The 21,932-nt window shown below is 38.0% G+C and carries 24 protein-coding genes and 1 other annotated feature; of the genes, 5 read left to right on the top strand and 19 right to left on the bottom strand.

Going from position 1 to position 21,932, the window contains the following annotated elements; translation table 11 throughout:
* From AC4G3L_RS08530 to AC4G3L_RS08515, 4 genes are all read right to left on the bottom strand, one after another.
* Positions 1-1,071: an ABC transporter ATP-binding protein gene (locus AC4G3L_RS08530; protein ID WP_491076534.1), complete on the bottom strand. Its 1,071-nt coding sequence runs from the start codon at positions 1,069-1,071 to the stop codon at positions 1-3.
* 18 nt (positions 1,072-1,089) lie between these two features.
* Positions 1,090-2,118, bottom strand: coding sequence for an oligopeptide ABC transporter permease (gene opp3C / locus AC4G3L_RS08525; RefSeq protein WP_491076533.1), 1,029 nt, complete (start codon positions 2,116-2,118; stop codon positions 1,090-1,092).
* Positions 2,118-3,047, bottom strand: a complete 930-nt coding sequence (gene opp3b, locus AC4G3L_RS08520) for an oligopeptide ABC transporter permease (protein ID WP_491076532.1) — start codon at positions 3,045-3,047, stop codon at positions 2,118-2,120. The genes opp3C and opp3b overlap by 1 nt, the downstream gene beginning before the upstream one ends.
* A 123-nt stretch (positions 3,048-3,170) precedes the next feature.
* On the bottom strand, positions 3,171-4,826 hold the full coding sequence (locus AC4G3L_RS08515; RefSeq protein ID WP_491076531.1) for a peptide ABC transporter substrate-binding protein: 1,656 nt from the start codon (positions 4,824-4,826) through the stop codon (positions 3,171-3,173).
* A 365-nt stretch (positions 4,827-5,191) separates the two neighbouring features.
* Here AC4G3L_RS08515 and AC4G3L_RS08510 point away from each other — a divergent pair, with 365 nt between their 5' ends.
* Together AC4G3L_RS08510 and trpS are read left to right on the top strand one after the other, a co-directional pair.
* Positions 5,192-5,569, top strand: coding sequence for a DUF3899 domain-containing protein (locus AC4G3L_RS08510; RefSeq protein ID WP_491076530.1), 378 nt, complete (start codon positions 5,192-5,194; stop codon positions 5,567-5,569).
* Between the two features lie 47 nt (positions 5,570-5,616).
* Positions 5,617-5,857 (top strand) — a binding site (T-box leader).
* A 46-nt stretch (positions 5,858-5,903) separates the two neighbouring features.
* Positions 5,904-6,893: a tryptophan--tRNA ligase gene (gene trpS / locus AC4G3L_RS08505; RefSeq protein ID WP_491076529.1), complete on the top strand. Its 990-nt coding sequence runs from the start codon at positions 5,904-5,906 to the stop codon at positions 6,891-6,893.
* A 694-nt stretch (positions 6,894-7,587) separates the two neighbouring features.
* On the opposite strand, the gene AC4G3L_RS08500 is transcribed toward trpS, so the two are convergent.
* The 4 genes from AC4G3L_RS08500 to AC4G3L_RS08485 form a co-directional block, all read right to left on the bottom strand.
* Positions 7,588-8,349, bottom strand: a complete 762-nt coding sequence (locus AC4G3L_RS08500; protein ID WP_491076528.1) for a YjbA family protein — start codon at positions 8,347-8,349, stop codon at positions 7,588-7,590.
* A 93-nt stretch (positions 8,350-8,442) separates the two neighbouring features.
* Entirely contained in the window at positions 8,443-9,225 is a 783-nt protein-coding gene (locus AC4G3L_RS08495; protein WP_491076527.1) for a DUF2268 domain-containing putative Zn-dependent protease, read from the bottom strand.
* A 137-nt stretch (positions 9,226-9,362) separates the two neighbouring features.
* On the bottom strand, positions 9,363-10,604 hold the full coding sequence (fabF, locus tag AC4G3L_RS08490; RefSeq protein ID WP_491076526.1) for a beta-ketoacyl-ACP synthase II: 1,242 nt from the start codon (positions 10,602-10,604) through the stop codon (positions 9,363-9,365).
* A gap of 33 nt (positions 10,605-10,637) precedes the next feature.
* Entirely contained in the window at positions 10,638-11,573 is a 936-nt protein-coding gene (locus tag AC4G3L_RS08485) for a beta-ketoacyl-ACP synthase III (RefSeq protein ID WP_491076525.1), read from the bottom strand.
* A gap of 184 nt (positions 11,574-11,757) precedes the next feature.
* On the opposite strand from AC4G3L_RS08485, the gene AC4G3L_RS08480 reads away from it, so the two are divergent.
* Positions 11,758-12,003, top strand: a complete 246-nt coding sequence (locus AC4G3L_RS08480; protein WP_491076524.1) for a hypothetical protein — start codon at positions 11,758-11,760, stop codon at positions 12,001-12,003.
* A gap of 4 nt (positions 12,004-12,007) precedes the next feature.
* On the opposite strand, the gene AC4G3L_RS08475 is transcribed toward AC4G3L_RS08480, so the two are convergent.
* The 3 genes from AC4G3L_RS08475 to AC4G3L_RS08465 all read right to left on the bottom strand — a co-directional run bounded on the left by AC4G3L_RS08475 (position 12,008) and on the right by AC4G3L_RS08465 (position 13,800).
* On the bottom strand, positions 12,008-12,199 hold the full coding sequence (locus AC4G3L_RS08475; RefSeq protein WP_491076523.1) for a ComZ family protein: 192 nt from the start codon (positions 12,197-12,199) through the stop codon (positions 12,008-12,010).
* A 66-nt stretch (positions 12,200-12,265) separates the two neighbouring features.
* Positions 12,266-13,018 (bottom strand): Rossmann-fold NAD(P)-binding domain-containing protein, encoded by a 753-nt coding sequence (locus AC4G3L_RS08470; RefSeq protein ID WP_491076522.1) that lies wholly within the window; start codon positions 13,016-13,018, stop codon positions 12,266-12,268.
* A 59-nt stretch (positions 13,019-13,077) separates the two neighbouring features.
* Positions 13,078-13,800, bottom strand: coding sequence for a hydrolase (locus AC4G3L_RS08465; protein WP_491076521.1), 723 nt, complete (start codon positions 13,798-13,800; stop codon positions 13,078-13,080).
* Positions 13,801-14,063: 263 nt separating this feature from the next.
* On the opposite strand from AC4G3L_RS08465, the gene AC4G3L_RS08460 reads away from it, so the two are divergent.
* Positions 14,064-14,255, top strand: a complete 192-nt coding sequence (locus tag AC4G3L_RS08460; protein ID WP_491076520.1) for a YjzD family protein — start codon at positions 14,064-14,066, stop codon at positions 14,253-14,255.
* Positions 14,256-14,279: 24 nt separating this feature from the next.
* Here the strand turns inward: AC4G3L_RS08460 and AC4G3L_RS08455 are convergent, their stop codons facing one another.
* The 6 genes from AC4G3L_RS08455 to argC are packed head-to-tail and all read right to left on the bottom strand — an operon-like array spanning position 14,280 to position 19,770.
* The gene (locus tag AC4G3L_RS08455) at positions 14,280-14,465 is read right to left on the bottom strand and encodes a YjzC family protein (RefSeq protein ID WP_491076519.1); all 186 of its coding nucleotides are present in this window, start codon (positions 14,463-14,465) and stop codon (positions 14,280-14,282) included.
* Positions 14,466-14,512: 47 nt separating this feature from the next.
* On the bottom strand, positions 14,513-15,475 hold the full coding sequence (gene argF, locus AC4G3L_RS08450) for an ornithine carbamoyltransferase (RefSeq protein ID WP_491076518.1): 963 nt from the start codon (positions 15,473-15,475) through the stop codon (positions 14,513-14,515).
* 57 nt (positions 15,476-15,532) lie between these two features.
* Positions 15,533-16,696, bottom strand: a complete 1,164-nt coding sequence (gene argD, locus AC4G3L_RS08445; RefSeq protein WP_491076517.1) for an acetylornithine transaminase — start codon at positions 16,694-16,696, stop codon at positions 15,533-15,535.
* The gene (gene argB / locus AC4G3L_RS08440; RefSeq protein WP_491076516.1) at positions 16,696-17,466 is read right to left on the bottom strand and encodes an acetylglutamate kinase; all 771 of its coding nucleotides are present in this window, start codon (positions 17,464-17,466) and stop codon (positions 16,696-16,698) included. The genes argD and argB overlap by 1 nt, the downstream gene beginning before the upstream one ends.
* A 14-nt stretch (positions 17,467-17,480) precedes the next feature.
* Positions 17,481-18,707: a bifunctional ornithine acetyltransferase/N-acetylglutamate synthase gene (argJ, locus tag AC4G3L_RS08435; RefSeq protein WP_491076515.1), complete on the bottom strand. Its 1,227-nt coding sequence runs from the start codon at positions 18,705-18,707 to the stop codon at positions 17,481-17,483.
* A gap of 25 nt (positions 18,708-18,732) precedes the next feature.
* The gene (gene argC / locus AC4G3L_RS08430) at positions 18,733-19,770 is read right to left on the bottom strand and encodes an N-acetyl-gamma-glutamyl-phosphate reductase (RefSeq protein ID WP_491076514.1); all 1,038 of its coding nucleotides are present in this window, start codon (positions 19,768-19,770) and stop codon (positions 18,733-18,735) included.
* 501 nt (positions 19,771-20,271) lie between these two features.
* Between argC and AC4G3L_RS08425 the strand changes: the two genes are divergently transcribed.
* The gene (locus tag AC4G3L_RS08425) at positions 20,272-20,907 is read left to right on the top strand and encodes a pentapeptide repeat-containing protein (RefSeq protein WP_491076513.1); all 636 of its coding nucleotides are present in this window, start codon (positions 20,272-20,274) and stop codon (positions 20,905-20,907) included.
* A gap of 212 nt (positions 20,908-21,119) precedes the next feature.
* Here AC4G3L_RS08425 and AC4G3L_RS08420 read toward each other — a convergent pair whose 3' ends face one another.
* Together AC4G3L_RS08420 and AC4G3L_RS08415 are read right to left on the bottom strand one after the other, a co-directional pair.
* Positions 21,120-21,320, bottom strand: a complete 201-nt coding sequence (locus tag AC4G3L_RS08420) for a twin-arginine translocase TatA/TatE family subunit (protein ID WP_491076512.1) — start codon at positions 21,318-21,320, stop codon at positions 21,120-21,122.
* A 141-nt stretch (positions 21,321-21,461) separates the two neighbouring features.
* Entirely contained in the window at positions 21,462-21,920 is a 459-nt protein-coding gene (locus AC4G3L_RS08415) for a GNAT family N-acetyltransferase (RefSeq protein WP_491076511.1), read from the bottom strand.
* Between the last annotated feature and the right edge of the window lie 12 nt (positions 21,921-21,932).

Below are 21,932 nucleotides of genomic sequence, written 5' to 3'. Positions count from 1 at the left end.
TTAATTAACCCCCCCTACTTGTACAGGTTTCTCGAAATTGGAGGCCATATGGCGAATACGCTGTTGGACAAGCTCCGGCGGCGTCACTTTTGGTGCATCCGGATGCAGGAGCCAAGTTTTTGCAAAATGAGTATCTGAAATCTGGAACATTGGCGGCTCCTGATCATAATCAATTGCCAACGCATATGGATTCCTTGGTGCAAATGGGCAGCCCTTCGGCGGATTAATTAAGTCCGGAGGAGTACCAGGAATAGCTATTAATTCCACATCCCCGCTATTGTCTAAGCTCGGCATAGAGGATAAAAGGCCCCATGTGTATGGATGGCGCGGATCATAGAATATTTCATCCACAGTTCCTGTCTCAACAATTTGACCTCCATACATAACTGCTACACGGTCTGCCACATTTGCAACAACGCCCAAATCATGTGTAATAAAAATAATGGACGTATCAATTTTATTTTGTAAATCCTTCATTAATTCAAGTATTTGGGCCTGAATAGTCACATCAAGGGCTGTAGTTGGCTCATCGGCAATCAATACTTTTGGATTACAAGAAAGCGCAATCGCTACCACAACACGCTGCCTCATTCCACCTGAAAATTGGTGAGGATATTGGTTCATACGGATTTCAGGCTGAGCGATTCCTACCAGTCTTAAAAGCTCAATTGCTCTTTCACGAGCAGTGGCTTTGCTTAAATTTTGATGCTTGATTAAGCCCTCCATTATTTGCTTTCCGACTTTCATCGTTGGGTTTAAAGATGTCATCGGATCCTGGAAAATCATTGACATTTCTTTACCGCGGATATGCTGCATTTCTTTTTCAGTCATTTTTACAAGGTCACGGTTATCTCCAAAAAGAATCTGCCCCTCTTTTATACGCCCTGGAGGGTTCGGAATTAATCTCATTAACGCCTTTGTTGTTACAGATTTTCCGGAACCGGATTCTCCAACGATAGCCAGTGTTTCCCCTTTAAACAGGTCAAAACTAACTCCACGTACAGCTTTAACCTCACCACCATAGGTATCGAAGGAGACATGTAAATTTTTAACCTCAAGTAATTTTTCCATTAGTATTCTCCTTCCCTACTATTTCCGCATTTTTGGATCAAGTGCATCACGAAGACCATCAGCCAGTAAGTTAAAACTTAAGATTAAGATACTAATAGCCAAGGATGGAATGATCAATAAATATGGATATGATTTTAAATATCTAAAACCGTCATTTACCAATGAACCTAAAGATGCTTCGGGTGCAGCGATTCCTAAACCGATAAAACTTAAGAATGCTTCAGTGAAAATGGCACTCGGAATTGTAAACATGGATGTAACAATAATAGGTCCTAATACGTTTGGCAGTAGATGTCTGAAAATTAAGCTTCTATTTGAAGCACCAAGAGTTTTCGATGCTAATACATACTCTTGATCCCTTAATTTCAAAAATTGTCCCCGTACCATCCGGGCCATTCCAATCCAGCCGGTTATAACCATAGCGAGTGTAATCGAAAGCACTCCGGGTTTTTCAAAAATCAGAATCATTAAAATAACAACTATTAGGTATGGAATACCAACAAGAACTTCAATAATACGCTGCATGACAGCATCTATTCGACCTCCAAAGAATCCTGAGATTCCACCATAGGTAATGCCAATGAAGAATTCAATTACGGCTGCCAAAATAGCAATGTATAAGGAAATTCTTGCACCGTACCAAACCCTTGTCCATTGGTCACGTCCAAGATCGTCCGTGCCAAACCAATGATATTTATCTTCAATGCCATTTTTCTCATAGACATTAACACCATTCTTATCTGTACCATCGAATGGAAGCCAACTGATGCTTTCTAATCCTTGTACACGAGGAGGCAGTTTAGAATTCGTTATATCTTGCTGCTTATATGTGTATCCGGACATCATCGGACCAAAAGTGGCTAGTAAGATGAAAATAATAACCATGACAAGTCCGAAAAGCGCCCCTTTATTTTTAACTAAACGTCTCCATGCATCATGCCAAAATGTCAGGCTGGGACGATCGATTTTTTCTGATTCATGAGTTTCTGGTCCGACTACCTTAAACAAATCGGGAGAAATCTTTTCGTTTTTTAGATTATTTTCCATTATTTTTTCCCCCCAGCAAGGCGGATACGAGGATCAACAATTCCATACATGATGTCCACCAAGAAAATTACAATAATAAATAAAGCACTGTAGAAAATTGTGGTACCCATAATGGTCGGGTAATCATTCATATTAATAGAGTTAACAAATTGCTCCCCTAATCCAGGAATTGCAAAGATTCTTTCAATTATTAATGTTCCTGTCATAATATTGACAGCCATTGGTCCAAGAATCGTAATAATAGGAATCAATGCATTTCTGATACCATGCTTAAATACTACACCTGTGTTTGATATACCCTTTGCCTTTGCAAGAGTAATATAATCGGATCCCATAACCTCCAGCATTTCAGATCTCATAAAACGCGCGATACTAGCAATAACCCCTGCTGAAAGTGCCAATGTTGGCAAAATCGTATATTCGAATCCATCCCAGAAAGCAACCGGGAAGATTTCAAACTTAACAGCAAAGAAATACTGTAAAAATGCAGCAAAAACGAAGGAAGGAATCGAAACACCCAGGACAGCAATAACAGTGGCACCATAATCTATCCATGTGTTATGACGCAGTGCAGCAGCTATTCCTAGCATTAGGCCAACAATTGTTCCAAAAATTAAAGCCTGCAAACCTAAATGGGCAGAACTTGGTATACGTGTAGCTATTAATTCAGTAACAGGTCTGTTGTCATATTGAAAGGAAGTACCTAAGTCCCCTTTAACTAAGTTTGTCATATATATGACATACTGCTTTGGTACCGGGTCATTCAATCCGTATTTTTCATAAATAATCTCTTTTTGTTCAGCAGTTAGCTTTTCCTGATTTTTCAGCGGGGATCCCGGCAGCATTTTCATCAAGAAAAAGGTAGCAGTTGTAATAACAAATAAGGTAATAATCATGTAGAGAATCCGTTGTAATGTATATCGCAGCATTAATAGCCCCCCTTTTTCATTTTACTAAAATTATTTATTATTCTGAATTTTATCCTATAACTAGGGAAAAGGAGAGTACATGCCATTTCAGGCATACACTCTCCCATTCAGGCACACGAGCTATTATTCCTCGATTGATACCCACTTGTAGCTGTAATCCCCACCAAATGCGTGGTTGTATAGGTTTTTAACTTTATCTTTCATTAAGAAGGAAAGTCCTCGTTGGTAAAGTGGGCTGATCGCCGCATCTTGTTCAATTAGAATTTTCTCTGCTTTTTGAAGAGCTTCCCAACGTTTTGGCAGATCACTCAATAGAGTAGTTCCAGCTTCTTTAACCAATTTGTCATACTCAGGATTGCTATACTCCATTTGGTTATGAGCTCCGCCTGTTATGAACATATCGATGAAAGTCATTGGATCTTGATAATCTGGACCCCAACCCGCATAAGAGAAGTCATAATCACCTTTAGATTCTAGATCAAGTTTTTGTTTGAATGGTTGTTGTTTAAGGTCAACTGTAAGACCTGGAAGAGCAGTTTCAAGTTGTTCTTTGATATACTCACCAGTTTTCTTAGCAGAGTCACCATCATAGTTTAGCAATTCAAGCGTAACTTTTGACTCGCCAAGTTCTTTCAAACCTTGTTCCCAAAGTTTTTTAGCTTCCTCTTTATTCGTAACGTTCATATCGCCATTAGTATCACGGAAGTCCTTACCATCCGGACCTTTAACAAAGTCACTTGGTACTAAGTAGTACGCAGGCACAGATCCATTGTTTAAGATTGTATCAACAAAAGCTTTTTTGTCATATGCCATATCAATTGCCTTACGGATATTAACATTTGCTAATGTTTTGTTCTTTTGGTTAAAACGGATGAAGTATACAGAAGTATCTTTTTCCGTACCGAATTCTTCGCTATCTTTATAGTTATCAACGTTTTCAGCAGTCAAACCTACACGATCAATTTTTCCAGTATCATATAAGTTTACGGCTGTATTTGTATCTTTTACGATTTTAAAATTAATTTTTTCTAGTTTTACAGTATCTTTATCCCAGTATTGATCATTTTTAGATAATGTGAAGCTTTCTTCATGTTTCCACTCAGATAAAGTGAATGGTCCATTGTATAGTGTTGTATCTGCTTCAAGACCAAATTTTTCGCCCTGTGCTTCAACAAACTTTTGATTTTGTGGCATAAATGTTCCGAAAGAAAGAAGAGATTGGAAATATGGGATAGCATTTTTTAATTTAATTTCAATAGTATAATCATCAGTTGCTTTAGCACCTAATTCTTCTAATTTCTTTTTACCAGAATTGATTTCTTCAGCATTCTCAATTACATACAACATGTATGCATATTCTGCAGCAGTTTTTGGATTTAAAGCTCTTTGCCAAGCATAAACGAAATCATGAGCTGTTACAGGATCGCCATTTGACCATTTTGCATCTTGGCGAAGTTTAATCGTAAAAGTTTTACCATCTTCACTTACTGTTGGATCACCCTCAGCAACACCAGGAACAACTTTATCTCCCTCAGTTAGACGGTATAAACCTTCCATAGTATTGTTCATGACGTTGAAAGAAACAGAGTCAGTTGCTTTTACAGTGTCCATAGACGGTATTTCAGAAGTTTCTACCAAGTTAAGAACTTGTTCTACCTCTTTCTTGCCATTGCCCTTTTCTTTGCTGTTTGTTTCTTTGTCTCCGCCGGAACAAGCTGCCAAGAATGTGCTTAAAGCAAGAATCATTACGAGAAATAATGAGATTTTTTTTGCTTTCATACTAGTAAATGACCTCCCTATTCTTTTTTTATCTCTTCCAAAATTTTCAGAAGATTTCGTTACCAATCATAAAACGTTTCAGAATTTTTTGCAATCTTTTTTTTACATTTTGTTTACGAACTTATGTCATTTAAAAGACAATAACCAACAAAAACCCTTGATATAACAGGAATGGGTAAAATATCCTATTAAATAAAAATAATTTTATTTTTTCTGAAAATTTAACTAAAAGCAATGTAACACTAAAAAATTGAAACGTTATGAATATAATAAAATTTTTAGAATAAACTTTCAACTTTAAAAATAAAAAAAATTAATATAATATTTAAATACATCAAAAAAACCATATAAATCGGAGGAAAGACATGCGATCTTTACAAGCAAAATTTTTATTATTAAGTGGTCTTGGCCTTATGATTTCTATTATCTATTCATTTTTACAAAATCATTTTTTGCTTGCCTTTATTGATGCATACTTCTTGATTGGCCTAGTCTATGTATGTGCCGGTGCAATTTTATACGTTATTGGTGGAGGCTTTTTCTCAATCTTCTCCTACTCCTTTAAGAAATTTTGGAAAATAAATTCAAAAAAAGAAGAATACCTTTCGGAACTTGAAGGTGAATCCGATCAACAAGGCCCAAATATGGAGGTACTTACCTTCTCCTGGACCAGTCCGTTACTTTATTCAGGAATCTTTTCCTGTGTCTTTACATTTATTTGTTCAATAATTTTCTTTGGATAGTTGCAATTTACAGCCGGTTTAAGTAGAATATCATTACTTAATATTTATTAAAGGCTATGACAAAGAGTAGTAAGGTAGTACAAGGTTTTCAGAGAGTTTGTGGTCGCTGTGAACAAACAACCAAGTATACCCGAATGGACTTTTAAGCCTCCTGTAGGAAAAGGTGCAGTATGACAGGACGTATGCCCGCGTTACAGGGCACGAATATCTTTATGGATATTCCTGAGTGGTTTATGTTCTTAAATGTAAACAATTAGGGTGGTACCGCGAATCCCATTCGTCCCTTTTAATAGTGGAGGCGAATGGGATTTTTTATTTTGAAAGGAGAATGATGATGAGTATTATATTTTCTGGCATACAGCCAACCGGTCTCGTGACCCTTGGTAATTATATTGGAGCGTTAAGACAATTTGTTGAACTGCAAAATGACGCCCATTGTTATTTTTGCATTGTCGATGAACACGCTATTACGGTTCCGCAGGATCGGCTTGAATTAAGAAAGAACATTAGAAATCTGGCAGCCCTTTATCTAGCGGTTGGCATTGATCCTGAGAAAGCAACGATTTTTATACAGTCTGAGGTTCCTGCTCATACAGAAGCCGGATGGATTATGCAATGTAATACTTCTATCGGCGAACTTGAACGGATGACTCAATATAAAGACAAATCAAAATCCCAGGTCTCTGTTTCAGCTGGTCTTCTTACTTACCCTCCATTAATGGCTGCTGATATCCTTTTGTATCAAACGAGCCTTGTTCCGGTTGGCGATGATCAGAAACAGCATGTTGAGTTGACCCGCGATATCGCTGAGCGCTTTAACAAGAAATACGGAGAGGTCTTTACGATTCCTGACATCCAGCTTCCTGCTTCAGGAGCGCGTATCATGGCTTTACAGGAGCCAACAAAAAAAATGAGTAAATCCGATCCAAATAAAAAATCGACGATCTCTTTATTGGATGATTTAAAACAGGTAGAAAAAAAGATCAAGAGCGCTGTTACAGATTCTGAAGGAATCGTGAAATTTGATAAGGAAAATAAACCAGGCATATCAAACCTTTTATCTATTCATTCTGCGCTTAGCGGAGAAAGCATTGAATCCATTGAAAAACGATTCGAAGGTAAAGGGTATGGAGACTTTAAAGCGGAAGTAGCTCAAGTTGTCGTTGACACCCTTCGGCCAATCCAGGAACGTCATCAGGAATTATTAAACTCTCCAGAGTTAGATGAAATCCTTGATAAAGGTGCACTTGAGGCAAATAAAGCGGCTAATAAAACATTACGAAAAATGAAAAATGCAGTTGGATTGGGCCGTAAAAGAAGATAACGATAAAACTTTAAAAGCTGAAGGAAGCTATATAGCTACTTTCAGCTTTTTTTGTAATCCAGCTTCAGGGCCTAACCGCTCGAGGTCATAAGGATAGCCACAGCGGAGGTCAACAGGATGTTGGTCACAAAGACGTTGCCACACGATGTGGCGTTTTTAGTCTTTGCTCCTTAAATAACCCTCCCTTCGCACCTCCTCTTATGCTTGTCGCGGCTGACCAAGGCCCTTTAGCTTTTTATTCAATCTAGCTTCAGGGCCTAACCGCTCGAGGTCATAAGGGTAGCTGCTGCGGGAGAGGAAAGCGCTCTCCCTTCGCACCTCCTCTTATGCTTGTCGCGGCTGACCAAGGCCCTTCAGCTTTTTATTCAATCTAGCTTCAACAGCTAGAAGCTCAGGACATAAGCATGACCTCTACAGGAGGGGAAAGCACCTCCTTCCGAGTCCCTGTCTTATGCTCCTCGCGGGCCAACAGGATGTTGGTCATGAAGACGTTGCCACAGGACGTGGCGTATTTTGTCTTCGTTCCTTAATTGAGCTGTTTCAGCTTTTTATTCAATCCAGCTTCGGCTCCTAGGAGCTCGAGTCATAAGCAAATACTCTGCGGGAGAAAAACCCTCCCTCCGAGTATTCGTCTTATGCTTGTCGCTCCTAGGCAGTCGCCTCAGCCTTTTAAGTAAAAAAGATCGACGATCCATTAGAGCATGGATGGTCGATCTCCTACTTCCATTTCCCAAAGCTTTTCAAAAAATGGTTGTCCTTTTATTAGTCGTTCGCATAACATGGCGTGTTTCTCTGTCCAGCCTATCTTCATTTCTGAATATAGCTTGTCCCAAATTTCATCGAAATCCATTTTTACAACAGTTGAATAGTGCTCCGGTGCCCATTCCGTATACCAATAGCGAATTTCGGCCGTATTGCTTGAACTTTTTAGTTGATCAAGTACCATGAACAGGAGTTGCTTTAGTTGACGTTCCCTTCTCGTTAACCCAAGCATAAAAGCCGGAGAGGGAGAAAGAATATGGTACTCTTTCTTCTTATAATCGGCAACCATTGTCTCGTAATCATATGGATGAGCATCAACATTACGGACCATATCATAGGCCAATTGCTCTTGCCTGGGTATTAATCTGCTCTTACGGATAGGGGTGGTATATCCTATCGTATCAATGGCAATGATACCAGTCCCATCTGTAGCAACAAAACAATAATCCATCGGAATTCTCTCATGATTCTTTCGAACATATGCCTTTTTGTATACATCTTGAAGAAGAGTGGAAGGCAATTCTAATAAATCATTTTCAATGTAATGAAAAAGAACTGGCTCCACTTTCAAAAGCGGAACCTGGTCAAGTAATTCAACCGTATCCTCTTTCCTCCACTCGTGAAAGCTGCAAATGTTATAACTGTTTTCTTCTCCTTCAAACCAATTTACCCAAACATCATGGAGATACAACATTCCCGAATATCCCTCACTTCTATCCTATTTGTCAATCATTATAGGCAAGTTGCTTGTATAATATTCCTTAATTGAGTGGCAAATTAATTTTCCTTAGCTTTTGGATAATCCTTTTAGAAATTTATCTGCAGATAGATCAATCATTTCCTTCGTTGTCAGCGAGTGAAGTTCTGCATAATCTTTAACCAGCTTATAACCTACCGCATACCCAGCCATTTTCGGCACGGTTCCGTGCCCAAACAACAACTTATCATGTAGCGGTTCAGACCTCTTCAATTCAAAATTCGGTTTAAATTCATTTTTAATCAGATTCTCTAAATCTGTTTTTTTCTCACTTGTAGTCCAGGGAGCTAAATAAGCTTCATTACAATATTCTGATACCGCAAATTCTGCAAGGCCTTCCATAATAATAGAGTCAGCCAGCCTATATTTAACCCGATTTCCTAAATGGTTCAATCTAGTCGTATGATGATACTCATGGACAAATAACGCTTCAAGCTCTTTTTCGTTCACGTTCTCTGTAATAAACAAAAATAGTTTATCCACATAAGCAATACCAGACTTATAATTATTGGGTGAGCGAAATAAGCTAAACACTTCACTCGCCATCGGGAATAGAAATATAGGTATTTCGGGTCCATTCCACGCTTTTCTATATTTTTTGTAATGATGCGCGACCCTGTTCCATACCTTACGTGTCTTCATCTCCTGGAATGTCTTTTTTGTTTTATAATTGGGCCTGTATAATCCTATTCTATTCAAAGCTTCAATCAAAACCTGTTCTCTCATATTCACCGTATCTAAAATATGTTCTTCAATTTGGTCACGATTATAAAAGGACTCATCTAACCATTTATCCGTGCCGATAACTCCCATTCCATTCACCCATCTTTGTTTATATTTGAATAGAGCATTATATGATAGGACATATAAATGGGAATCAATTAGGTAACGATAAAAAATAGCCCCTACCTTTTGGTTACCATTCCAAAAGGGGGACTAATTAAAAATGACTAACTGTCATATTTTTTAAAAACAATTGTGGCATTGTGGCCGCCAAATCCAAGTGAGTTACTCATTGCACAGTCTACCTGGCATTTTCTTGCTTCATTTGGGACATAATCCAAATCGCATACCGGATCTGGTGTTTCCAGATTAATAGTGGGTGGAACTATATCATTTTTGATTGCTAAAACCGTATAGATGGCCTCAACTCCACCTGCCGCACCCAATAAATGCCCGGTCATTGATTTAGTTGAACTTACTGGCAGTTTATATGCGTGGTCGCCAAAGACTGTTTTAATTGCCATCGTTTCATAGGAATCATTGTATTCTGTGCTCGTTCCATGAGCATTTATATAATCAATCTGTTCAGGAGCTAAGTTCGCATCATTAATGGCCATTTTCATTGCCCTTGCTCCACCTTCTCCCTCAGGGGCCGGTGCAGTGATATGATGAGCATCTCCTGTCGATCCATATCCAACAATCTCTGCGTAAATTTGTGCATTTCTAGCAAGCGCATGTGACAATTCTTCAAGTACCAGAATTCCTGCACCTTCTCCAATAACAAAACCGTCTCGATTTTTGTCAAATGGACGGCTTGACGTTTTAGGATCTGGATTAAAGGATAAAGCCGTATTGGCACAAAATCCAGCTACTGACATTTTCGTAATGGGCGCCTCCGCTCCACCTGTAATCATCACATCTGCATCCCCACGCTGAATGACTTTAAATGCATCACCAATGGAATTCGTACCCGTGGCACACGCTGTGACTGTACAGGAATTTACTCCTTTCGCTCCAAGAAGTATGGATACTTGTCCAGCAGCCATATCTGGAATAAGCATAGGTACAAAAAATGGACTGACCCGTCGATAGCCTCTTTTTTGGAATGTTTCATATTGCTGTTCGAAAGTCTCCATGCCGCCAATTCCGGATCCAATCCATACACCAACACGATTTTCATTCTCAGGAGTAATCTCCAATTTGGCATCCTCAACAGCCATTTTTGATGCTGCAACTGCATAATGGGTGAATCTGTCCATTTTTCTGGCTTCTTTACGATCAATAAAATCTGTAATCTCAAAGTTCTTGACTTCTCCAGCGGTTTTGGCAGGATATTCATCAGCATTAACTCGGGTTAATGGACCGATTCCTGAAACTCCCGCCAGGAGGTTCTCCCAATTTTCCTGCAGGGTATTGCCTATGGGAGATATAATCCCCATACCGGTTACAACTACACGTTTACTTTCCATCACAATCTCTCCTTGAGTTAGACTCGGTTTTTCTTATTTACCCCAACGCATCGCAACGGCTCCCCATGTTAAACCAGCTCCAAAGCCAACTAACACCAACAAATCACCATCCTTAATTTTTCCAGCTTGTACTTCTTCAGCAAGCGCAATCGGAATTGTGGATGAAGATGTATTTCCGTATTTATGAATTGTTTTGGACATTTTTTCGATTGGCAGCTCCAATCTTTGTCTTGCAGCTTCCATAATACGTATATTTGCCTGATGCGGAATAAGAAAGTCCACATCCTCTTTTGTCAGTCCTGCTTTATTTAGAACATTGATGGATGATTCGCCCATTTGTCTAACTGCAAACTTATAGACTTCCCGACCATTCATAGTGAGATAATCTTGCTTTTTTTGCAAGTGTATACCGCCAGATCCATCCGCACCAAGCTCAAAAGATAGAATGCCCTTTCCCTCACTGACAGGGCCCATTACTGCTGCTCCGGCTCCGTCTCCGAATAATACAGCCGTATTGCGGTCATTCCAATCTGTAATTTTTGAAAGTTTTTCTACACCTACTACTAAAATCGTACGGTAACTGCCTGCGATAATAAATTGACTTGCTGTTATTATTCCATAGGTAAAACCAGCACAAGCGGCACTGATATCCATCGCCGCCGCATTCACCGCACCCAATCTTTCCTGAATCATACAGGAAACAGTAGGAAAAGATTGATCTGGTGTAACGGTTGCCACTAAAATCATATCGATTTCTTCAGCAGTCACACCAGCATCTTGCATAGCCCTGATCGCCGCCTCATAGGCCATATGCGAAGAATCCATTGAATCATCGGCAATTCTTCTCTCTTCTATTCCAGTGCGTGTTCGGATCCATTCATCTGACGTATCAACCTTTTTTTCCAAATCAAAGTTTGTCACCACATTTTCAGGAAGATATTTTCCAACTCCTATTATGCCAGCATTCATCCTTACACCCCTCTTGCTATATTCATCTGATTATATTAATTGATATTATGACTTGGTGCTAATTTTAAAAGATTTCTGTCCCTATTGCAACAATTTTCCTAAAAAGATGAATGAATGTCCATACAAGCAAGCATAAGCAACATACATTATTTAGTAAGAATAATTCGTAAATGAGGTGACTGTCTTGAACGAGGAACAACAGAAAGATAGTACAGGAAATCAGGAGGCTTTTAATCGTTTCATGTTTGGTGAACGCGCTATTAAAAGCCAGACGAATAGTCCTCCCCCTGTAGAACAGCAACCATCCAATATAGATTACACTAAACTAATGGAGCATTCCGAAGTATTGATGACAACTTTCAATGAACTGAGTCCATATTTCAAGAAACTACCCGCGCTATTGAGTAAGTTTACAACTTTAATCAAGTAATTACCTATTGCTCATTTCTTTTTAAACGCCCGTCTTTAAATCCCTTTTCATAAGCTTCATCCATAACCGTAAAGAAAATTTCCATAAACGGCTGCATTTGCTGACGTTCTATTTCTAAACCAGCCTCACTTAATTTCTGTTTAATTTCTGAATAATGTTTCATAGCCATGGCCATATATTCAAGTTTTCTCTTCATGTATAACACAACCTTTCTAACTAACGTAAAAAAGAAAAGAGAGGAGGAGATAGGAGATACAGCAACCTAATAGCGCTTGATTTCCCTAACCCTTATATGCTTCTTAACTAAATTAATCCCCTCTTGCGGGGATATTTTTGTGACAGCCACATATTCCTTCATCCCTTGTCTTTGAGAAATCGGATTCCTCGTTTCTCCGTCATCTACAATAATCTGATATCCAATTTCTTTTAATACAAGTTGCCAATGCTTTTCAATATCAGAGTAAACCTGAAAAATACCATCTTCGATTCTTGATATATTTAAAATAGCTGTAACGGCATCACTTATATAGATTGCATCTCTTCTATATTCGAGTTCATATTGTTCAAAGGGAAATTGATCATGACTGAAGCATTTGTAAAAGAAGGTATTCGCTGGCTGCCATGGACCATAGATGGTTGGCATAATGATGGTGGTATTCACTTGATTGGATATATGATCGTTTTCCAGCCACTCTTTATCCATTACAACATAAATAAATGTATCCTCATTTTTTTTAGGGATTTTTTCTATATATTTAAGGCATTCTTTAGATTTTATATCTATGTCACTGATATAGAGAAAATAATTCTCCTTCCATTCACCCATTAGTTGTTCCTGATTTTTTAGTGTAAAATTTGAATTCCTGCCTAAAAATAATTCTTTTTCTTCCTTTTCTATTGGATTGACCCCAGTGGCCAAATCTACCCCAATAACCTCCAAACCTTCTTCCATTAACTTATTGCATATCTCAAATCCAACAAAGGAAAATGGAGACAGAATAATATGTTCAGGCATATAAAAACCCCCTGTCGGTTTATATAAATGTATTAAACCAAACAGAAGGTTATTCAGTTTTAAAGTTTTTTTTCATATTTTTTAAAAAATGAACTGATTTGATATGGAATAATATATCTTTTTTCGGCTGTAATATACTTAATCTCTGCTAAAGGATGTTTATTCAGGAAAGATTGATATTTAAACGGCAGATGACTTTCAAGCTTTTCGAGAATATGAATAACTAATATCGGTACATCCTCGCTTAATCTAATATCTTGTTTTTCCTCCATCCAATCTGCGAATGTATGATCATTCAAATGATAGGCCTGGTATAGCTCGTTTTTCATTTTTTTTAAGAAAAGCTTATTAGCTTTTTCTTTTGCATAGCTCTGTTTTACGGATAATGTCGGGTTCATTAATACAATGGAGCGTATCTTTTCTTTTAATTTTTCACAAATTGTATTTAATAATAATGCACCGGTTCCTTCAGCTAGGATATGAATTCGTTCATTCACAATTTCCTGGCGGATAAAAAAAGCATATAATTCAACAGCCAAGTCCGCTGCTTCATCATTCCCCCAGTGTGCACTGGATAAATGGGAACTAAATAAGGTATATCCTTTAGCCAATAAATTTTCAATCATCTGCTTTTTGCCAGGATGATCCAGCCAAAAATTAGCATTTTCACTTATATAGTGTCGATCCCCACCAAGTAACATAATCGCAAAACCGCTTGGCTGCTCCGGGTAAAAAATGGTTGTCCATTCTTTATTAAGTTGAAACGTTTTATGATTGATCATAACTTTCCCCTCAAATAACCTTAGTCCATTTTAATGTATGTCGTTATAAATCAATATGTCCGGGCTTATTAACCCTCTTATCAGAAAGGAAAATTTATTCAATTATTTCGCATTCATAAACTCTCTTCATTTGGGCTATGTTATGATAAAACCCAATGTAATAAAGGACAAACCATTTTTACATAATTTATTTAAATTGTTTCCAGGGTTTTGTAATGTATGATAAAATAATAACGGATTGTAAATGAACGGGGTGAGAAAATATGAAATATATTTTGACATTTATATGGACATTTGCATTAACACATATGGTGATTTATGTGACAAGTTCAATGGTTGAGGGCGGTAAATATGATTTCAATACGGCTACCATTCTAAGTGTGGTTATTACCTTATTGATTCTAGTCGTTTCAGCCATAATTCCCAATGATCCAGTACAAGAATCCGGACATTAATTTATTTCAAAAAAGGGCTGCTATTTAGCGGCCCTTTTTTGATACATATGTCCAATGACGATCATCATTGGTTGTTTCAGGAAAATACTCTCCTGCCTTTAATCTAACCTTCTTCGGGTTAACGACATTACTGCCAGTCTCCCCGATTTCAATATACTCACCATTGTTCGGTGCCTTTTGACCATGTTTAAAATGACGATTCTGTCCCAAAAAAATCCCTCCTTTTGTTCTAGAATCCCCAATTATTCTTTATCTTATTAGCTTGGTTTGACCATTAAATCCACCAAAAGTGCTTTTTGAGCATGTAAGCGATTCCCTGCCTGTTTAATGACGATTGAATGTGCAGAATCAATAATGGATGATGCTACCTCTTCACCTCGGTGTGCAGGTAAACAGTGCATAAATAGGTAATCTGCTTTGGCGCTGGCTGCTAATTGTTCACTTACTTGAAACCCTTTAAAATCAGCCCGCCTTTTTTCATTTTCTTTTTCTTGCCCCATACTGGTCCAAACATCACTATAAATGATATCTGCTTCGGAAACCGCATCCTCTGGACTATAGAACAATTCTATCTTTCCACCAGTAATAATGGACTCTGCCCTTGCTTTCTCCACCAAGCCAAGATTTGGTTCATAACCTGCCGGCGTAGCAATCGCGATATGCATACCCGATTTAACGGCTGCCATCATCAGAGAATTGGCAACATTATTGCCATCACCCACATAGGCAATCTTAATTCCCTGTAGATATCCCTTCTCTTCCTTAATAGTTAATAAATCCGCCAATGCCTGGCATGGATGTTCCAAATCGGTCAATCCATTAATGACTGGTACATTAGCGCTTGCTGCCAATGTATCCGCTCTTTCATGATCGGTAGTGCGTATCATAAGTGCATCTACATATTCTGATAAAACTTTAGCTGTGTCAGCTATCGGTTCACCTCTTCCAAGCTGCGAGTCATTTCCACTTAAAAAGATAGCATGTCCTCCAAGCTGAAGCATACCTGCTTCAAAAGAGACACGTGTTCTCGTTGAATTTTTTTCAAATATCATTCCTAAAATTTTCCCTTTTAAGGGAGTGTCCATATATCCTCTATTCATTCGCGCTTTTAACTCTTCTGCTAAATTCAGCAAATCAGTCAATTGTTCCGCATTAATGTCCTCAATGGACAGAAAATCTTTTTGGCTGAGTATTGATGTAGTGCCATACAGTAGTTTCATATCTGTTTTCCTTTCAGTAATAATATCGATTAATACTTGATACAGAATAAATAAGCATTATACCGTTGTGATACGTAGAGACATTTTGCATACTTCCTTCAGTATAGCTAAAGCTAATAAAAGCTCATCCTTTGAAACAGTCAGAGGGGGAAGCAAACGAATAACATGTGAACCAGCCGGTAAAACAAGTAATTGATGATCAAGGATTTGGCTGATATATGGAGCGGCCTCTACATGTAATTCAATCCCTATCATCATTCCGTCTCCCCTAATTTCTTTTATAACGGGAAGATCGTCAGCCGCTTTTTTCAATTCATTCATGAACCATTCAGCCTTATGCCTGACTCCTGCTAAAAATTCTGGATTACTTATTTGCATTAAGACCGCTTTACTCGCCACCAATGATATGGGATTGCCACCAAAGGTAGAACCATGCACACCCTTGCCGAATGCTTCATTCAATTCTTTTTTAGCAATCATGGCCCCTATCGGAAGACCATTACCAAGTCCTTTTGCTGTGGTTACAATGTCCGGTTTTATCCCTTGATACTTTAAATATGCATATGGATAGCCTGTTCTCCCATTTCCTGTTTGCACTTCATCTATAATCAGCAAAATATTAGCCTCATTGCATAATTGATAAAGACTCTGGAGAAAAGCTTCTTCAATTGGGATAATACCGCCTTCTCCTTGAATAACTTCTACCATAATCGCCGCGGTATCTTCATCAACAGCTGCACGGACTGCCTCCATATCATTAAATGGAACGTAGACAAAGCCTTCGAGCAAAGGCCCGAAACCCTCATGTATGCTGCTTTGCCCAGTAGCAGCCATAGCTCCAAATGTACGTCCATGAAAGGACTGTTGAAAGGTGATGATTTTTGTTTTTCCAGTTGCTCTTCTGGCCAGCTTAAGTGCCGCTTCATTCGCTTCTGCACCGCTGTTGCAAAAAAATACACCCTCCAATCCGGTAAGTTCATTCAGCTTTTCCGCGACTTCTTCCTGTATTGGAAGCTGAAATAAATTAGAGGTATGCCAAAATAACTGTAATTGATTCTCAACAGATTTTTTAACTTCTTCATTCTGATGACCGAGATTAACCACCCCAATGCCGGAAGTAAAATCAAGATACTTCTTTTTCCCCTTAGCTTCAATCCACGAACCTTCCGCTTTTATCGGGGTAATATCCCATTTTTTATAAACTGGTAATAGAGCAGACATTACATCACCCTCTCTTCAGCTCCAAGGAATGTACCCGACCACTTATTATTGGAGAAAAATCCGGATACACCGCTTGTAATTAATATCATTGACGCACCGTGCCTTTTAGCAGTTAAAGCAGCCTGCACTTTCGGAATCATTCCTCCATATATCATGCCTTGATCAATCATTTCGGTAATCTCATATTCCGTTATATGTCTAAGGATTTGATTGCCATTTTGTATGCCTATAACATCCGTTACAAATATGCACATTTCAGCCTGCAATGCCACTGCGACTGCTCCTGCAGCGGAATCTGCATTCACATTAAGCTTTTTGCCTTCTCTAGACATTGAGATTGGGGTTAGCACAGGATACATTCCATTTGATAATAGACTCTCCAAAAAATGGATGTTCACCTTTGTGATGGTCCCAACCTCCCCAAGCTCTTCTTTATTAATATAATCTGCTTCTAAAATGAATCCGTCTGACCCGTTTATACCGACTGTTTGAAATCCCCTGGATTGTAACTTATGCACTAGCTGCCTATTGGTCTTGCCTGCAAGGACAAGTTCTGCAATCTCAAGAGTCTTCACGGATGTTTTTCTTAATCCATTTTCAAACTGGACAGGGATCTCGAATTTCGCGAGCATGTCATTAATATCAGGACCGCCTCCATGAACAAATACAAAAGAATATCCACGAATCTCTAATTCTGTTATGCTATCAAAGAAATCATCGGTTAATTGATCAATAATACTGCCACCGCATTTGACAACGATTACCTTCATCAACACATCTCCCTTTATGTTCGATAGCTTGCATTAATTTTTACATAATCATATGTGAGGTCACATCCCCATGCAGTCCCTGTACCAAGTCCATCTGTCAATTGAATCTTGATTTGAACTTCATCACCAAGTAAATAGTCACGTGCTTGTTCCTCATCAAAAAGAATCGGTGCTCCAAAATGAAGAACTTCCACATGTCCAAAAAAGATGCTAACCCGCTCCTGGTTAAAAGGAATATTGCTTCTCCCCATCGCCCCTATAATCCGTCCCCAATTGGCATCTGCACCATATACGGCGGTTTTAACTAAATTTGAGCCAATAACAGTTTTAGCAAGGGCTTGAGCCTCTTGATCTGTTTCTGCCCCTGTTACGAGCACCTCCACAAGTTTAGTAGCCCCCTCACCATCACGAGCAATTTGTTTAGCCAAAGATTCAGAGACCACTTTTAACAGATCGACAAAACGGTTCCACTCCGGATGCTTTTCTGAGAGCATTTGATTATTTGCCATTCCATTCGCCATCACAATGACCATATCATTAGTTGATGTATCACCATCTACAGTAATTTGATTAAAAGATACATTCGTGACCTTTCTTAATGCTCGATGCAAGGCGCTTTTATCCACATTGGCATCTGTTGTAATAAAGCCAAGCATCGTAGCCATATTTGGATGTATCATGCCTGACCCCTTTGCCGCTCCACCCATTGAGACGACAACCCCATCGATTTCTGTTTGAAAAGCACAACTCTTTGTCCTTGTATCTGTTGTCAAAATAGCTTCTTCAAAATGGTCGGCCCCTGTCCCATGGTCTGTCAAATTCAGTTTGGCTATTCCATCGCATATTTTATCGATATCCAAGAATTCACCAATTACTCCGGTAGAGGCAACACCCACGTAGGAAGGTGGTAAATCTAATTTTTCCGCGACTTGTGAACGCATCAGATAGGCATCTTTTAATCCACGGCTTCCTGTACATGCATTGGCACAAGCACTATTTACTACAATTGCCTGAAGTTTCCCGTCAAATTTTAAGCTTTCTTTTGTTACCAGGATTGGAGCTGCCTGATACGTGTTTAATGTATATACTGCCGCAGCATTCGCCGGAACAGTCGAATATAAAATGGCCAAGTCATTACGTGAATATCGCAAACCTGCATGGATTCCTTCTGCCTGATACCCTTGCGGTGTAAGAATTCCTCCTTTTACTGCCTTGATCTCTTCATTCATAAGTACATTCATTAGTGATCTCCACTCCCTTTGTCTCTTATGGATAGACTGGATAAAAACCTAACCCTTCTGTTTCTTCTAGCCCCATCATGATATTTGCATTCTGAATTGCCTGACCAGCAGCTCCCTTAACTAGATTATCAATCACAGAAACCACCGTAACTCTTCCGGTTCTTTCATCTAATCGGAAACTGATATCACAAAAGTTTGAGCCATAGACTTCCTTTGTGGAAGAAAAGCAATTTTCACCTCGATATCGGAGAAAGTATTCATTTTGATAAGATTCAAGGAAAGCATTGTTGATATGATCAGCTGTAACATCAGGCTTTACTTTTGCATGCATCGTTACCATAATTCCGCGTGTCATAGGGGTGAGATGTGTAGTAAACATAATCGGAGTGAGCGCAGAATCCCATTCTGTTAATTGTTGCTCAATCTCTGGAATATGCTGATGCTGATGAACTTTATAGATTGATAGATTTTCATTTACATGAGAAAAATGGGTTGAATCATTACTCTTTTTACCTGCTCCTGATACACCTGATTTTGCATCGATAATAATGTCAGATGATTCAATTAATTCACTCGATAAAAGTGGTCCCAATCCTAACAAAACAGCAGTAGGGTAACAACCGGGATTTGCAATCAAACGACTCTCACGAATCTTATCCCTGTTCCATTCAGAGAGCCCATACACGCTTTTGTCTAATAAATGACTAGGTGCAGGTGTCTCTTTATACCACTTTTTATACATTTCGCCACTTTTCAACCTGAAATCGCCGGATAGATCTATAATTTTCACGTCATATTCAGATAATTCCGGGATAAGCTCCTTTGAAATACCGCTGGGCAAAGCTAAAAATACAAGCTCACTTTGTTTTGCAATGAGCCCGGGTTCTACTTCATTTAAAATATGTGGGAGAAGTCCATAATATTGCCTATTCTCAGAATCAAGGCTATTTCCAGCACTCGACGATGAATATACAGCCGTTAAACAGAAAGTTGGATGATTCGAAAGTAAACGTATCAATTCCATTCCGCTATATCCTGTAGCCCCTACAACAGAGACATCCATGTTTCCACCCCGCTTATTGATTGTATATTCTGTAATATCTATCTATTATAGTATGTATATTTATAAAATTAAATGTATTTTTATTTAAATTCTAAAAATTGGTCTTTATCCCTAATCAACATCGTTAAAATCATTAGCTTCCATGATTAAATGAGTAATAGGTAGAGCAAGTGCCAATCATTCATATATTATTAATCCTTACCTGTTATGGTTGCAAAAGCCGCTATTCACCAAAATTATGATTAACCACCTACCATTTATGTATAGTTTTAATGATCTTTCCAACCTTTATTTAACAACAAAATAAAAGATACTCTAATTTGATCACTACATAGAGGATCCTTATAGCACTGGACTTTTAATAATTTGCTTCATACTTCGTGATATACTAAAGCCTCACTCTAAAAGGACAGTTCTTTCATTCGATATATGAAAAGGTTTTGTTAAAATGCTATATAATTGTTTTTAGATAAAAAATGAAGGTTAGAAAGTGGGAAGGTTATGAAAATTGATACACCAAAAATATCGTTAGAGTTAACCGAAAGGAACTTTTCTGATATTTTTCATGAGGAAGATCCCATACTAGAAATGTGTATAATCTCCAACTCTGATTTTACAAATGAAGTTGTTGATCGAGCACGCCTATATAATTCAGTGATTACTAATTGTCGGTTTTCTAATACCGATTTTAGTCATATTGAATTGGTAGATGTCCGTTTTGAAAATTGCGATTTATCCAATGTTAACTTAAGTAATTCTTCCATTCATAGAGTAGAATTTATTAACTGCAAATTACTGGGATGTAATTTTCCTGAGTCTTCTATTCGTAATGTGAAATTCGAGAATTCGATATTAAACTTATCTACATTTGGATATTCAAAGCTTGAAAAAGTAATATTCAATGAGGTTTCATTAGAAAACGCAGATTTTTATGACTGTAAACTTAAAAAAATAGAATTTAATTTATGTAACCTGAATGGAGCAAACTTTGAACAAACATCATTAAAAGGAATCGATATTAGTTCTTCTAATTTTGACTCACTTATGATTTCCATAAATGATTTAAATGGATGTAAAGTATCAACACACCAGGCTATTCAATTTGCCTCCTTATTAGGATTAATTATTAAAGAATAGTGCTGATGCTTGATATATGGATTTCCTCGGTATCAGATAGCAATTCTCTCTTTTTTAATCATTAAAGGACCTAAAGAAAACCATTGATAAGGGCTTAACGTATGCGTAAGAAACCCTCAACAATATTCAAAAAATAAAGAAGGAATTCAGAATATGGACTCTATAACATCCTTCTGAATTCCTTTTGTCTACAATCAGAAACTCTTATAGAATTAAAGAGTTTTTGTTTTGTCAATTTCTATCTTTTCATTCTTTTTATCATCATCTTCAATCATACCTTTTGTCGCAGTTTTAAACTCTCTTAATGTTTTTCCGAATGCTCTCCCTATTTCCGGAAGCTTTGATGGTCCAAAAATCATTAGTGCGAGTACTAAAATCAGAATAAGCCCTGGTATTCCAATATTTTGAAGCATATATTTCTCTCCCATCCGAATATAAGTCTGCTAAAATTTAACATTATTCTCATAGTCATCCTAACATTCTCATAACTTAAAGACAATTATCTCTACTAGTATTCATTTACAATTGACCCAATCCCGCAATCTTTAGTATGACTATAGTTTTCTTTCCAAGCGGATCATATCCCTGCATAATATTCCGTTTTCATATATGGGCTCAGGGTAATTCCGACTAAAATAATCATGGTCGATCCCCATTATTCTAAAGCCTGCTTTTTGATATAAAGCCAGTTGATTGAGACTAGAGTTCCCGGTTCCAATTTCTGCAATGCGATACCCTTTAGATACTGAAAAAGAACAGCCATATTCAATCAGGGTTTTCGCGTATCCTCTTCCCTGCCATTTTTCATCGATTGATAGGTTCTTAATTTCAACCCGGTCTGGTGTATTTGGACGGATTATTATGATTCCTGCCACATTCCCATTCAGGCAGAGTTCAAAAATCCAGCCTGTTTTACTATACTCATCTATCTGCTGTTTAGAAGGATCTGCTTTCAATAATAGCTCCCAATGTTTGTCAGTGAGTTCTGTACAACTGCTAATCTTTTCAATCATCACTTGTTTCAT

This window comes from Bacillus sp. z33 (genome assembly GCF_058313615.1).
Note: the sequence above shows the minus strand (reverse complement) of the source record. Positions and strands in the feature narration are given on the sequence as shown.

Coding starts and splice junctions, on each gene's coding strand:
- AC4G3L_RS08530 (WP_491076534.1), bottom strand. CDS start 1,071: ATGGAAAAATTACTTGAGGTTAAAAATTTACATGTCTCCTTCGATACC.
- opp3C (WP_491076533.1), bottom strand. CDS start 2,118: ATGGAAAATAATCTAAAAAACGAAAAGATTTCTCCCGATTTGTTTAAG.
- opp3b (WP_491076532.1), bottom strand. CDS start 3,047: ATGCTGCGATATACATTACAACGGATTCTCTACATGATTATTACCTTA.
- AC4G3L_RS08515 (WP_491076531.1), bottom strand. CDS start 4,826: ATGAAAGCAAAAAAAATCTCATTATTTCTCGTAATGATTCTTGCTTTA.
- AC4G3L_RS08510 (WP_491076530.1), top strand. CDS start 5,192: ATGCGATCTTTACAAGCAAAATTTTTATTATTAAGTGGTCTTGGCCTT.
- trpS (WP_491076529.1), top strand. CDS start 5,904: ATGAGTATTATATTTTCTGGCATACAGCCAACCGGTCTCGTGACCCTT.
- AC4G3L_RS08500 (WP_491076528.1), bottom strand. CDS start 8,349: ATGTTGTATCTCCATGATGTTTGGGTAAATTGGTTTGAAGGAGAAGAA.
- AC4G3L_RS08495 (WP_491076527.1), bottom strand. CDS start 9,225: ATGGGAGTTATCGGCACGGATAAATGGTTAGATGAGTCCTTTTATAAT.
- fabF (WP_491076526.1), bottom strand. CDS start 10,604: ATGGAAAGTAAACGTGTAGTTGTAACCGGTATGGGGATTATATCTCCC.
- AC4G3L_RS08485 (WP_491076525.1), bottom strand. CDS start 11,573: ATGAATGCTGGCATAATAGGAGTTGGAAAATATCTTCCTGAAAATGTG.
- AC4G3L_RS08475 (WP_491076523.1), bottom strand. CDS start 12,199: ATGAAGAGAAAACTTGAATATATGGCCATGGCTATGAAACATTATTCA.
- AC4G3L_RS08470 (WP_491076522.1), bottom strand. CDS start 13,018: ATGCCTGAACATATTATTCTGTCTCCATTTTCCTTTGTTGGATTTGAG.
- AC4G3L_RS08465 (WP_491076521.1), bottom strand. CDS start 13,800: ATGATCAATCATAAAACGTTTCAACTTAATAAAGAATGGACAACCATT.
- AC4G3L_RS08460 (WP_491076520.1), top strand. CDS start 14,064: ATGAAATATATTTTGACATTTATATGGACATTTGCATTAACACATATG.
- argF (WP_491076518.1), bottom strand. CDS start 15,475: ATGAAACTACTGTATGGCACTACATCAATACTCAGCCAAAAAGATTTT.
- argD (WP_491076517.1), bottom strand. CDS start 16,696: ATGTCTGCTCTATTACCAGTTTATAAAAAATGGGATATTACCCCGATA.
- argB (WP_491076516.1), bottom strand. CDS start 17,466: ATGAAGGTAATCGTTGTCAAATGCGGTGGCAGTATTATTGATCAATTA.
- argJ (WP_491076515.1), bottom strand. CDS start 18,707: ATGAATGTACTTATGAATGAAGAGATCAAGGCAGTAAAAGGAGGAATT.
- argC (WP_491076514.1), bottom strand. CDS start 19,770: ATGGATGTCTCTGTTGTAGGGGCTACAGGATATAGCGGAATGGAATTG.
- AC4G3L_RS08425 (WP_491076513.1), top strand. CDS start 20,272: ATGAAAATTGATACACCAAAAATATCGTTAGAGTTAACCGAAAGGAAC.
- AC4G3L_RS08420 (WP_491076512.1), bottom strand. CDS start 21,320: ATGCTTCAAAATATTGGAATACCAGGGCTTATTCTGATTTTAGTACTC.
- AC4G3L_RS08415 (WP_491076511.1), bottom strand. CDS start 21,920: ATGATTGAAAAGATTAGCAGTTGTACAGAACTCACTGACAAACATTGG.